This window comes from Denitrificimonas caeni (genome assembly GCF_905120345.1).
GTDB lineage: Bacteria > Pseudomonadota > Gammaproteobacteria > Pseudomonadales > Pseudomonadaceae > Denitrificimonas > Denitrificimonas caeni_A.
In genome coordinates, this window is record NZ_CAJHOA010000004.1 from 153970 (window position 1) to 167151 (window position 13182).

Here is a 13182-nt window from a genome sequence, read left to right on the forward strand (position 1 = left end):
ATCTGCACAGGTGTTGAGCAAATAGCAGTATGCCATCTCGCTACGCTGCAAACCCATCGTTGAAAAGTCCAAGCATTAGCGGCCTACTGACACCCATAGCGCTTTATATTGTGAGAAGGGGCTGCTTTAGAGCACCATTCAGTATCGTTACAAAGCACATATAGACCTGACAAACACCTCTTAGCCCTTTAGAATGGCTTCTTTTTTATACGCCACTCACATGCATACATTACGCCTGATGCGCGCTGACGATTTACCCGAGATCATGGATATCCAGCTCGAGGTGTACAGCGATGCGCTGCAAGAAACACCTGAAATTATTGCCCAACGCTTGGCACAAGTACCTGACTTAGCGTTGGTCGCTGAAGATCCACAGGGTATTTGCGGCTACCTCTTTAGCTATCGCTCACGACGTGGTGCTGTTACGCCGCTGGACGGCTTATTTGTCGAGCCAGAACACAGTGACTGCTTATACCTGCATGATTTAGCTGTGGCACCACGGGCGCTCAAGCGCGGTATCGGTCCCAGTTTAGTCAAACATAAACTGCACATCGCCCGCCAAGCAGGCTTACAACACTGCAGCTTAGTCTCAGTACAAGAATCAGCGGACTTTTGGCAGCACTTAGGTTTTCAGGCACAAAGTCCTAGCAACCAAGATCAAGTTAACGCATTGGCATCCTATGGTGTGCCTGCTGTTTATATGCAAAGAACGCTGTAACACACAGAAAACTGTGTAACCTGCACCAGCCGTTATAATTGACACGGCTCAATAAACCTCATGAGATCAATCAGCAAGGACACTGTTATGGAATTTGCTCTTTATATGCTGCTCGGCGCTGCCGCAGGTGTGCTAGCTGGCTTATTTGGCGTGGGCGGCGGCATGATTATCGTGCCTGTTTTAGTCTTTAGCTTTAGTGCGCAAGGCTTTGCTCCAGAAGTATTAACCCATTTAGCAGTGGGCACTTCGTTGGCCACCATTGTCTTTACTTCAATCAACTCGATTCGCGAACATCACCGTCGCGGCGCGGTGCAGTGGGATCTGTTTCGTTGGCTGACCCCAGGTATTCTCGGCGGTGCTGCAGTGGGTGGTCTAACAGCGGCATTGATTAACGGCCCTATTTTACAAAAAATTATTGGCGTTTTTGCGATTTGTGTTGCCATTCAGCTGGCTCTTAATCTCACCCCAAAAGCGGCCCGCCCACAACCTAAGCGCCCTGAACTTATTGCCGCGGGTGGCGTCATTGGTTGGGCCTCAGCTATTTTCGGGATTGGTGGCGGCTCGTTAACCGTACCTTTTTTACTTTGGCGCAGCGTTGTCGCGCAAAAGGCTGTTGCTACCTCTGCAGCCTGTGGCTTCCCGATTGCGGTCGCTGGTGCGCTGGTTTTTATGGTGACCGGTTGGAATAACCATCAACTGCCTGAGTGGAGTTTAGGTTTTGTTTATTTACCCGCGCTATTCGGGATCGCCCTCACTTCAGTGTTTTTTGCGCGCTTTGGCGCCAAACTTGCGCACCGTCTGTCACCTTTGTTATTGAAACGTTTATTTGCCCTGTTGCTAACTGTTGTTGGCCTCAGTTTTTTGCTTAATTAAGGAACAATCATGCTGACCTTCCCTAATATTGACCCTGTGGCGATCGCCCTTGGGCCGCTAAAAATCCACTGGTACGGCTTAATGTATCTAGTCGGTATTGGCGGCGCTTGGTGGCTGGCCAGTCGTCGCTTGCAGCGCTTTGATGCAAGCTGGACGAAAGACACCCTCTCCGACTTCGTGTTCTGGGTGGCGATGGGCATCATTTTAGGCGGGCGCTTAGGCTACGTTTTATTTTATGACTTGGCGGCTTACATCGATAACCCGCTACTGGTGTTACGTATTTGGGAAGGTGGCATGTCTTTCCACGGCGGTTTTCTTGGCGTAATGCTGGCGGTCTGGCTGTTTGGTCGCAAGCACAACAAAAGCCTTTTTGAGCTGTTGGACTTTATCGCACCACTGGTACCGATTGGTTTAGGTGCAGGCCGTATTGGTAACTTTATTAACGCCGAGCTGTGGGGTAAAGCCACTGACGTCTCATGGGCGATGGTGTTTCCCACCGATCCAGAACAACTGGCTCGCCATCCGTCACAGTTGTATCAGTTTGCCTTAGAAGGCGTCGCGCTGTTTGTGATTCTCTGGCTGTATACACGTAAACCTCGGCCAACCATGGCAGTATCAGGCATGTTTGCTCTATTTTACGGTATCTTCCGTTTTATCGTGGAGTTCGTCCGGGTACCGGACGCGCAGCTGGGCTATCTCGCCTTTGATTGGTTAACCATGGGCCAAGTGCTGTGTATCCCGATGATCCTCGGTGGTATCGGACTGATTATTTTTGCCTATAAGCGTCAAGAGGTTGCTCAACAATGAAACAGTATCTCGACTTAATGCGGCATGTGCGCGACCAAGGTGTGGATAAAAACGACCGCACTGGAACGGGCACTCGCAGTGTCTTTGGTTACCAAATGCGTTTTGATTTAAATGCTGGCTTCCCTTTAGTCACCACGAAAAAATGTCATTTAAAGTCCATTATTCATGAGCTGCTGTGGTTTTTGCAGGGCGATACCAATATCAAATATCTGCAAGACAATGGCGTGCGTATTTGGGATGAATGGGCCGATGAAAACGGTGATTTAGGTCCGGTTTATGGCTATCAATGGCGCAACTGGCCAGCACCCAATGGCGAGTCGATTGATCAGATCAGTAAACTGATTGAGATGATCAAGAGCAACCCTGATTCACGTCGCCTGCTTGTTAGCGCGTGGAATCCTGCACTGGTTGACGATATGGCCTTACCGCCATGTCATGCGTTGTTTCAGTTTTATGTCGCCAACGGTAAATTAAGCTGCCAGCTCTATCAGCGTTCTGCTGATATTTTTCTTGGCGTGCCATTTAACATTGCCAGCTATGCATTGCTAACGATGATGGTGGCGCAGGTCTGCGGCTTACAGCTGGGTGATTTTATTTGGAGCGGCGGTGACTGCCATCTGTATTCCAATCATATGCAACAAGTTGAAGAGCAACTGAGTCGCGAAACGCTGCCGTTGCCAAACATGCGCATCAATCCTGCGGTCACTTCAATTTTCGATTTTAGCATTGAAGATTTTGAGCTGTGCAATTATCAAGCGCACCCGCATATTAAGGCGCAAGTCGCGGTTTAAAGCCGAGACAGTTGCCTACTCATGATTTATTCAGCAGTATTGTTTTTAACTACTGCTTAATAACATTGGCTAAAAGGACGTACTTCCATGAGTGATTTATCACAGCAAGCACCTGATTCGACTGCAGCAAGTCATTCACAGCTGCACACTACGCCACAAACCGTCAGCGCTGGACGCGGACTCAGCTGGCTACTTGAAGGCTGGGCTCTGCTAAGAACAGAGCTCGCCGTCTTTATTGCCATGAGTGTGATCAGCCTCGTTGCCATTTTTATCATTAACCTGATTCCAGTTCTCGGCAGCTTCGCCACAGCACTGTTATGGCCGGCGATGTTGGCAGGCTTTTTTCTAGCGTTTAAGCATGCCAAGCACCGGCAGTCGGTTACCGCCAACGATCTCTTTGAGCCGTTTAAAGCACCTGCTAGCCTGATCGGCGTGGGCGCGATGTATTTACTCGCCGGCATAGCGATTCTGCTAGTGATGATGATCGGTGCTTTTTTAAGTGCAGGATCATTCAGTGCCATCGCCAATGGGCAAGTTGACATGGCACAGATGAGTGTCGGTTTGGTTATTATGTTACTGCTCTCTATTCCCGCATCGTTGGCCGTCGCTATGGCCTTTGCTTTTGCACCTGTATTGGTGCATCAACATCAAATGCCGGTTATCGCCGCTATTAAACGTAGCTTTGTCGGCAGTTTGCGTAATATTTTACCCTTTATTGTTTTCTTTGTAGTACTGACACTGTGCTTTATCGCGCTTAGCATACTGATGGCTATCCCTTTAATCGGCTGGCTGATTAGTATCGTCGTAGCGGTTATTTACTTACCCTTATTCTGCGGCGCACTGTTTTGTGCGTATAGTGATATTTTTCTAGTTCAAACTCACTCCGAACTTTAATCCAGTAACAGTGCTGTACCCCGTTCATAGCGAAGTACAGCACTGCCATGATAGAGATTGACCTTATGTACGACTGGCTCAACGCGTTGCCCAAAGCAGAGTTACACTTGCACTTAGAAGGCTCACTAGAACCTGAACTGATGTTTCAACTGGCCGAACGCAATCGCATTCAGTTGCCATGGGACTCAGTAGAGACCTTACGTCAAGCTTATGCGTTTAATAACTTGCAGGAGTTCTTGGACATTTATTATCAAGGTGCCAATGTCCTACACACCGAACAAGACTTTTACGATCTGACTTGGGCGTACTTAAAAAAGTGTGAAGAGCAAAATGTGATTCACGTTGAGCCGTTTTTTGATCCACAGACCCATACGGCACGTGGCGTATCCTTGGAAGTAGCAATTACCGGAATCAGCGAAGCCTTGGGTGATGCGCGTGATTTATTAGGCATCAGCAGCGGTTTAATTCTCAGCTTTTTACGGCACTTACCAGAAGAAGAAGCCTTTGCCACTTTGCAACAAGCCATGCCCTTTCGCGATCTATTTTTCGCCGTCGGCTTAGACAGCGCAGAAATGGGCCACCCGCCGAGTAAGTTCACCAATGTCTTTGCCAAAGCCCGTGCCGAAGGTTTACTCGCTGTCGCGCATGCCGGTGAGGAAGGACCACCCGAGTACGTCTGGCAGGCACTGGATTTACTTAAAGTCAGCCGGATTGACCACGGCGTACGTGCGTGGGAAGACCAACGCTTAATGGCGCGCTTAATTGAAGAGCAAATCCCGCTCACAGTATGCCCGCTGTCCAATACCAAACTGCGCGTGTATCAAGATATGAGCGAGCACCCCATTTTACAAATGCTCGAACAAGGTGCGCTAGTCACGGTTAATTCTGATGATCCGGCGTATTTTGGTGGCTATGTGACTGAAAACTTTCATGCCTTGCACACTGATTTAGGTATGACTCGCCAACAGGCTCAGCGCTTGGCTGAAAACAGTCTAAACGCACGCTTAGCACCATAATCCCAAGCATGTCAGCGCATCGGCAGCAACTACTGGACTGGGTCGCTAGCGGTGATCTTGACGCCAGCAAGCTCGAGCAGGCTTTAGCTTTGAGCAATAGCGCACCTAGCGCAAGCGCTAACCTACGTTTCCTCAGTCGAGTCGTGCTGGCCTTTGCGGTGTTATTACTGTGTAGCGGCCTGATTTTTTTCTTCGCTTATAATTGGGATGATTTATCCCGCTACAACAAGTTTGCTATCGCACAAACAGCCGTATTGCTGTCGCTACTACCGTTATTATGGGTAGATATACGGCAACCGGCGGGTCAAGCCAGCCTCTTCGCGGCCAGTCTGTTAGTGGGTGCGTTATTGGCTCTGGTTGGACAAACCTATCAAAGTGGCGCCGACAGCTATCAACTGTTTTTAGTTTGGGCTGTGCTGATCGCACCTTGGGTGATGCTTACAAAAATGCCAGCACTCTGCTTGCTGTTGCTGGCGTTATTCAACCTTAGCCTCGTTTTAGCATTGAATGATCTGGAGATCGATCGGCTACTCGTGCCGTTTACTCATCCTGGCTGGTTATTGTTTGTCCTGAATGCTAGCGCCGCAGGACTTTGGCTTATAGCAACGCAGCACTTGCCACAAACACGTTTACTCCGTTGGGCAGGACGAATTATCAGCCTCTACAGCCTACTGATTCTGACTTTTCTCGCGATCGGCTATATCTACTCATGGTCAAACAGTGATGCACTAACACTGCCCGTTTGGACGGGGTTCAGCGCTCTATGGTTGTATCTCTATCGCGTTCGCCAATTGGATTTAATGATGCTCTCGGCGCTGATCATGGCCTCGATTGTCCTGTTAATAAGCATACTGGCACATGCATTAGCAGACTATATCCCCTTTGATGGCCTGTTTTTATTGCTGGCTCTGACGGTAATGGGATTATCCAGCGCTGCAGCTGTCTGGCTTAAGCGTCTCAATCAACACGCGCTTGTACTGCACAGAGCATCCACGTATGACTGATCGAGCAACGCTTTGGCAGCAGTTACAACAGGCCGAGCTGGTTGCAGGCGAGTTGCCCATAGAACCAGATAATCAACAACCGGCTTTTTTTCTGCGCCTCTTACTCGGCACCTCCGCGTGGTTATCCGCTCTTTTTTTCTGCATATTTATTGCTACTTTTTTTATTAGCGTTTTCTCTGTCACCCGTAATATTTGGATCATCGGTGCTATTTTATATGGGTTGAGCCTGTGGATAAGCCGTATCGCTAAAATCCCGCTGTTTGTGCAACAAGCGGTTATGGCTTGCAGTCTTGCTGGGCAAGCCTTGATTGTTTATGGTCTGCTGGAAAGTAACGCTAACAGTCAACTTAGCGCTGTAGTGATCCTGATCTTAGAGATGCTGCTGTTTGCCTTAACCGGTATCCGCGGTCAAAGAGCTGGCGCAATTTTTATCGCCTGCGCGGCGCTGCTTTGGCTGTTGGGTCAACATGCTTGGTTGTATGCGCTACCCGTACTCAGTGCTGCAACAGCTTGGCTATGGCTGCATCGATTACGCTGGCAGCAACAGGCAGCTTATCTACAACCCGCCACGAGTGGGCTTACCCTGGCCTTATGCTTAACGATTTTTATCACCTTACTGGCCAACAGCAGCGAGCTGTCTTGGTTACGTATCAGCAGCAACGACTGGCATGCACAATTATGGACTGCGGCTGCATTAAGCAGTGTCGTGTGTTTAGTACTAGCGTGGCAATTGATACAACAGAGTGTGCAACAGCCTAAACTGCGCTATATCGCTGCTTTTGTTAGTATTGGTGCTGCCCTAGTTAACCTTAAAATGCCCGGTCTTGCGCCCTTATGCCTGCTGCTATGCGTCGGTGTCGCTCGCGCCTATACGCGCCTGATTTGGTTAAATCTGTGCTGTTTAGTCATTTACCTGTTGCTTTACTACTACAGTTTAAACGAAACGTTGCTCTACAAGTCGCTACTCTTATGTGTCAGCGGTGCCGTACTACTCATTCTTTACAGCCTATTAATCCGCGTTACAGGCAACCTAGCGGTGGAGCACAATCATCATGCGTAAATGGTTGGTTTTGCTCTGCGCACTGTTAATCCTTGCGCTCGTAAACTGGGGTATTTGGCAGAATGAGCAGCTGATCGCTGAGGGTGAAACAGTCTTACTGGAATTGGTCCCAGTCGATCCGCGTTCATTAATGCAAGGCGATTATATGGCACTGCGTTTTGCTATGGCTGCGGCCATTCGTGAGCAGTTAGCTGACAGTAACGGCACTTTAAATGGGCATGTAATCGTGCAGTTAGATGGTAAGAAACGTGCCCGTTTAGTCGCGCTTGATCAGCAGCAAGCCTTACTGCCCGGACAACTGCGCTTGCAGTTTCGCTTGCGCAATGGCCAAGCCAAATTCGCCACCAATGCCTTCTTCTTTCAAGAAGGCACGGGCAACCTTTATGAACAGGCTAAATACGGTCTGTTTAGAGTTGGCAGCAAGGGTCAGCTGTTACTGACTCACTTGCTTGATGCTGAATTACAGCAACTTGGACAAGCGAAGCAGCTACAAACGACAGACGCAGCAACCAGCCTCTAACTTACAGCGGTTTAGCACCCATCAGAGCACTGATCGCCAGTAAAATCAGCACCACTAAAACAGCCCATAACACAGCAAAAACTTGTTGGCGGCCACTGGCATTATGCTGGCTGCGTAATTGTGTTTGCCAGCGCGTTAAGTTGTTGTAGAGAAAACCACCAAAGATAAACAACAGTGGCAGCAGGGCAATACTGAGCATTAACCACGTCTGACTTAAAGGCAGTCCCGATAAATGACTTAACCACCAACCGGTTGCGGGTAAGCTCGCGGCTAAAACAGTAAAAATTGGCAAGCTGATCACCCGAGTGCGACGCAACTTTTCTTGTAACACCTCGGGTTGCTTAGCGCGTGCACGCCAGACAATAACAATATGCGCAATAACCCCAAGGATCAGCAAAATCGCTGGTACACCGTGGCTGATGCGTAGCACTAAATAAGAATCCAAGCGTTGTTACTCCTCAAACCTATTTATCAGTAATAACCTTAGGCTGAGGTTCAGCCTAAGGGCGCTCACCCTAGCCTAAAAACAACTGATATGCAGGATTTTCAGTTTCATCCCAATATCGGTAGCCAATCTTATCTAAGGCTTCTGCTAACAACGGTTGCTCATCTTCCGGAATTTGCAAAGCGGCTAAAACGCGGCCATCGGCAGCACCATGATTACGGTAATGGAACATAGAAATATTCCAGCGTCCGCCCAGCTTATTTAAGAAGTTAAATAAAGCACCAGGACGCTCAGGAAACTCAAAGCGGAACACGCGCTCACTGGTCACTGCATCAGCATGACCGCCGACCATATGACGAATATGCAGTTTAGCCAGTTCGTTTTCAGTTAAATCGAGTACTGGGAAGCCTTGCTCACGCAAGCTTTCGACCAACGCGGCCCGCGGATCTAAGTCAGGATGGGTTTGCACACCCACAAAAATATGCGCAGTACCATCGGTGTGATAGCGGTAATTGAACTCAGTAATTTGCCGCTTACCGATCGCTTCACAGAACTGCTTAAAGCTGCCAGGTTTCTCTGGAATCGTCACTGCGATAATCGCTTCACGCTGCTCACCTAATTCGGCACGCTCAGCCACGTGGCGTAAACGGTCAAAGTTGACGTTGGCGCCCGAATCAATCGCTACTAAGTTTTCACCAACAATACCCGTACGCTCAACATACTTTTTAATTCCAGCGACCGCTAAGGCACCTGCTGGCTCAGTAATGGAACGGGTATCATCATAAATATCTTTCATTGCCGCACAGAGTTCATCAGTGCTAACCGTCACCACTTCATCGACATAATCACGACAAATAGCAAAGGTATGCTCGCCAATTTGGGTGACGGCCACGCCATCAGCAAACAGACCCACTTGTGGCAAAACGACGCGTTCACCGGCCGCCATGGCTTGTTGTAAACAATTAGAATCAACCGGTTCAACACCAATAATTTTCACTTCTGGGCGCACATACTTAATGTAAGCCGCGACACCCGCAATCAAACCACCACCACCACAAGGTACAAAAACCGCATGCAGTGGACCTTGGTGTTGACGCAGAATTTCCATCGCTACAGTGCCCTGTCCAGCAATCACATCAGGATCATCATAAGGATGGATATAGACAAAACCTTTTTCTTCGACCAACTTTAGCGAATGCGCTAATGATTCGGGAAAGGCATCGCCGTGCAATACCACTCGTGCACCACGTGCGCGGACCGCTTTGACTTTAATTTCCGGTGTGGTTTTAGGCATCACAATGGTGGCTTTAATCCCAAGAAACTTGGCCGCCAATGCCACCCCTTGCGCATGATTACCGGCCGAGGCGGTAACCACGCCGCACGCGCGTTCTTCAGCGCTAAGCTGTACAATTTTATTGTAAGCACCCCGAATTTTAAAGGAGAAGACCGGCTGTAGATCTTCTCGTTTAAGCAGAATTTTATTGCCTAAACGCTCAGATAACTGCGGTGCAGCCTGCAAAGGTGTTTCCTGCGCCACGTCATAAACGCGGGCATTTAGAATTTTTTTTACATAATGTTCGAGCATGATGGTGATCACTAAACTGTGCGACAAAGTCAAACAGTCTACTCCACCGCTGACAACTCAACCACATGCAGGCAGCGTAAGTCGCTATAATTGACATATATTCATATTTTCCCGGAGTCTATCGTGAATCAAGATCAACTCAAGCAAGCTGTTGCCCAAGCGGCAATCGACTATATTATCCCGCACCTCGAGCCACGCAGCATTATTGGTGTGGGTACAGGCTCTACGGCAAACTTTTTTATTGATTTACTGGCTGAGCATAAATATGACTTTGCCGGAGCGGTTGCCAGTTCCGAAGCCACTGCCGAGCGTTTAAAGCAGCACGGTATTAGCGTACATGACCTTAACTCGGTACAAGAGTTGGAGTTCTATATCGACGGTGCCGACGAGTGCAATAAATATCTAGAGCTGATTAAGGGTGGTGGCGCAGCGCTAACCCGTGAAAAAATTGTCGCAGCAGTCGCAAAAACCTTTATTTGCATCGCCGATGACAGTAAGAAAGTGGTTGTACTGGGTGAGTTCCCCCTGCCGGTTGAAGTAATTCCCATGGCGCGTAGCTATGTTGCCCGTGAATTGCTAAAACTCGGCGGCGATCCGGTGTATCGCACCGGCGTGGTAACAGATAATGGCAATGTGATTTTAGATCTGCACAATCTGCAAATCACTGACCCGCGCGGCCTCGAAGAAAAAATCAACAACATCGCCGGTGTAGTCTGCAGCGGTTTATTTGCCCAGCGCTCGGCGGATGTCTTACTACTGGGTACAAAAAACGGGGTGACGACTTTAAAAAAACCCGACCTCTAAGCCGCTCTATACACTTAAACAGCATACCGCTGCCCACTGCGCCGCTATGCTGTTTTACCCTCTGAAAAACACCGCACACTCGAACAACCACAGCACTAAAAAACGCCTTTAAGCCCACACTCCATACTTGAACACCGATTAACACATCATAAAAACTGCTGATATAACAACGGCAACAATAAACACATTCAAAAAAACCCACCGTTATTCTATTTAAATATATAAATATAAAATCCTGATATATATGACAACTTATGATTAATTAAAACCAACCTTATAAACAGATAAAATGACCACTCGCAAAATATCAAGCCAACATTAGTTGAATACCCCTGCGTCACTTTGCCTTTGCGACAAAGTGACGTATTGCTAGATAAATATTTTAAAATACCATACCTCTACTTAAAATCTAAGAGTGGATGTCATATGTTTTATTTATCTAAGAAATATCTACTACTACCGGCTGTCATATTATGTATAGATGCTTCTTATGCAGCTGACGACCCTTATACATTAAGAACTGTGACGACCTACAGCTCAGCTATTAATGATCGTTTTGATGCTTATCTACAAAACCCTTCCAGTTCCACATTTATCAGCGGTGAAGACATTGATGATCAGCATGCTAAAAATATTCAAGAAATACTAAGAGGCATTCCCGGTATCACCTCAGACTCATATGGCGACGGCGATGGCATAAAAATCAAAATACGTGGTATTGACAACCAAAGATATTATGGTGAACAGCCTGGGGTCGCTATCGTTATTGATGGCGTACCTATTTTTGAACGTACCGGTAAAGTTAATATTGATCTAGACAATATTGAATCGATTCGCGTGGTTAAGGGTGGTGCATCTTATTTGTACGGTGAAGATGCATTAGCCGGCGCTGTTATTATTACCACAAAAGGTGCCAAGGCTAAGAATGATATTACTTTAGACTACGAGAAAGGCTCATTTGGCTATAACAAAGAACTCCTATCAGCTAACTTTTCACAATCGATACTATCGGGTCGTTTCCAATATTCAAAACGAGAAACGGATGGCTATCATTATTTATCAGACCGAGATAGTGAAAGTTATTCGCTAAACTTTAATTTAAATTTAAGTGACAACTCAAGACTAAAATTCAACTATGAAGGAATTGATCTTTTCAGGGATGGCAATGGATATGTTAAGGGTATTACACAAGCCAAAGATGATCCAAAGGCAAAAAACGCAACCCGTGGTTATACACGCAATACAGACACAGATCTAAAGAGGTTTAACTTAACCTATTCTTATGATTTTTCTGACACAGGGTCTTTATCTTTAATAGGTTATCAATTTAAAGATGAAACGTCCTACTGGTCAGCCCCTGTTAGATTCGACGGCTTAGGCAAACCTGTACCTAATAGCTCTTATGATGCCTATGCCAATATAACGAACTATGAACAAACTCAGCGTGGCGTTAAATTAGAAATCAAAGAAAGCTTTGGTAATTTAGCCTTAATGGGTGGTTTAGACTTTAGAGACGATCAATTTGAAGACATAACCACCGCTAAACAAGATTACAAACACTCTCCTTCTCCTTTTGCACCCGTCATTACGCAAGGAACTGTTACCAGCAAAGGTGAGCGCACTGAGCGCACCAAGGCGGCTTACACTGAATTAAAGTACGCTCTAACAGATTTTACTACATTGACCGGCAACTACCGTTTTGATCATATTTCTCTAAACGACGAAGATAAATTAACCTTTGCAAAAGGTGACTCAAACTTTGATATCTCCTCTTGGCGCTTAGGCATTGATCAAAGTTTAACCGACAGAACCTCTGTGTATGCCGGTGTATCAACAGGTTTTCGAACACCTACCTTAAGTCAACTGTCAACCAATAATAGTGTTGACCCTGAGCATACCAGAAACTATGAAATAGGCGTGCGCAGTGAACAGCCTATATTGGGCTGGAACACCTCAATTAATGGTTCAATTTTTCATATGCGCCGTAAAGATTTCATCACGGATGTGGTTGAGCGAGACCCTAGTGGCGCTAGAGATACTAAGTATGACAATATTGGCGATGTTGTCAGCCAAGGAGTTGAGCTGGCTTTAAGTACTGATATTAAAAACGACTTATCTTTTGACCTTGCCTACACCTACTTAGATAGCTACTTTAAAAAATATGATGATTTTTACTTAGCTCTAGGTAATTCTCGCGGTAGCGAGGTAAGTAGCCATAATCAGTTAATTAACCCTAACAGCCAAGTATTCTTTAAGCATTACGATAATAAAAATAACCAAGTACCGAGAACGCCTAAGCACAGCGCTAACTTTAGAACCCACTGGCACCTTTATAAAGATTTTTATCTCACCGCAGAAGCTGACTATAAAAGCTCCAGCTATGCTGATGAAATTAGTCAAGAGAAAATAAAACAACGCACCTTATTAAATATCACTGCCAATTACAAAACTAATCTGCGCGTTTTTGGAAGAACTGATAGCCAAATTAATGCTTTCTTAAAAATCGAAAACGCCACCAATAAGCAATACTACAGTTCCGTTTATGGTTCTCAAGATTCCGCAGGTATCAATGGTATTTATGACGGTGTTTATAATTCCGAAGACTTATCCATTATTGTCGACCCAGGCCGCACCTGGTCTGCTGGCCTAACGGTGAGGTTTTAAG

13 protein-coding genes are annotated in these 13182 nt (G+C 46.7%); 11 read left to right on the forward strand and 2 right to left on the reverse strand.

Going from position 1 to position 13182, the window contains the following annotated elements:
- Window positions 1-220: 220 nt before the first annotated feature.
- The 9 genes from JYJ62_RS08850 to JYJ62_RS08890 all read left to right on the forward strand — a co-directional run bounded on the left by JYJ62_RS08850 (window position 221) and on the right by JYJ62_RS08890 (window position 7683).
- On the forward strand, window positions 221-718 hold the full coding sequence (locus tag JYJ62_RS08850; RefSeq protein WP_332461636.1) for a GNAT family N-acetyltransferase: 498 nt from the start codon (window positions 221-223) through the stop codon (window positions 716-718).
- A gap of 87 nt (window positions 719-805) precedes the next feature.
- Window positions 806-1591 (forward strand): sulfite exporter TauE/SafE family protein, encoded by a 786-nt coding sequence (locus JYJ62_RS08855; RefSeq protein WP_205341848.1) that lies wholly within the window; start codon window positions 806-808, stop codon window positions 1589-1591.
- Between the two features lie 9 nt (window positions 1592-1600).
- A complete protein-coding gene (lgt, locus tag JYJ62_RS08860) occupies window positions 1601-2398 on the forward strand; it encodes a prolipoprotein diacylglyceryl transferase (RefSeq protein ID WP_205341849.1) in 798 nt (265 codons plus the stop codon).
- On the forward strand, window positions 2395-3189 hold the full coding sequence (locus JYJ62_RS08865; protein ID WP_205341850.1) for a thymidylate synthase: 795 nt from the start codon (window positions 2395-2397) through the stop codon (window positions 3187-3189). Before lgt ends, JYJ62_RS08865 begins: the two co-directional genes overlap by 4 nt.
- Window positions 3190-3276: 87 nt before the next feature.
- Window positions 3277-4083 (forward strand): BPSS1780 family membrane protein, encoded by an 807-nt coding sequence (locus tag JYJ62_RS08870; protein ID WP_205341851.1) that lies wholly within the window; start codon window positions 3277-3279, stop codon window positions 4081-4083.
- A 65-nt stretch (window positions 4084-4148) separates the two neighbouring features.
- On the forward strand, window positions 4149-5099 hold the full coding sequence (locus JYJ62_RS08875; protein ID WP_205341852.1) for an adenosine deaminase: 951 nt from the start codon (window positions 4149-4151) through the stop codon (window positions 5097-5099).
- 8 nt (window positions 5100-5107) lie between these two features.
- Window positions 5108-6103: a DUF2157 domain-containing protein gene (locus tag JYJ62_RS08880; RefSeq protein WP_205341853.1), complete on the forward strand. Its 996-nt coding sequence runs from the start codon at window positions 5108-5110 to the stop codon at window positions 6101-6103.
- Window positions 6096-7163 carry a DUF4401 domain-containing protein gene (locus tag JYJ62_RS08885; RefSeq protein ID WP_205341854.1) on the forward strand — a complete coding sequence of 356 codons (1068 nt, stop codon included), beginning with the start codon at window positions 6096-6098 and terminating at the stop codon, window positions 7161-7163. The genes JYJ62_RS08880 and JYJ62_RS08885 overlap by 8 nt, the downstream gene beginning before the upstream one ends.
- Window positions 7156-7683 carry a GDYXXLXY domain-containing protein gene (locus tag JYJ62_RS08890; RefSeq protein WP_205341855.1) on the forward strand — a complete coding sequence of 176 codons (528 nt, stop codon included), beginning with the start codon at window positions 7156-7158 and terminating at the stop codon, window positions 7681-7683. Before JYJ62_RS08885 ends, JYJ62_RS08890 begins: the two co-directional genes overlap by 8 nt.
- Before the next feature lies 1 nt (window position 7684).
- On the opposite strand, the gene JYJ62_RS08895 is transcribed toward JYJ62_RS08890, so the two are convergent.
- Together JYJ62_RS08895 and ilvA are read right to left on the reverse strand one after the other, a co-directional pair.
- Window positions 7685-8128, reverse strand: coding sequence for a DUF2269 family protein (locus JYJ62_RS08895; RefSeq protein WP_205341856.1), 444 nt, complete (start codon window positions 8126-8128; stop codon window positions 7685-7687).
- Between the two features lie 70 nt (window positions 8129-8198).
- Complete coding sequence (ilvA, locus tag JYJ62_RS08900) at window positions 8199-9713, reverse strand: threonine ammonia-lyase, biosynthetic (protein ID WP_205342084.1); 1515 nt, start codon at window positions 9711-9713, stop codon at window positions 8199-8201.
- Window positions 9714-9836: 123 nt separating this feature from the next.
- Here ilvA and rpiA point away from each other — a divergent pair, with 123 nt between their 5' ends.
- Complete coding sequence (rpiA, locus tag JYJ62_RS08905; RefSeq protein WP_205341857.1) at window positions 9837-10517, forward strand: ribose-5-phosphate isomerase RpiA; 681 nt, start codon at window positions 9837-9839, stop codon at window positions 10515-10517.
- A 426-nt stretch (window positions 10518-10943) separates the two neighbouring features.
- On the forward strand, window positions 10944-13181 hold the full coding sequence (locus JYJ62_RS08910; RefSeq protein ID WP_205341858.1) for a TonB-dependent receptor: 2238 nt from the start codon (window positions 10944-10946) through the stop codon (window positions 13179-13181).
- Window position 13182 lies beyond the last annotated feature (1 nt).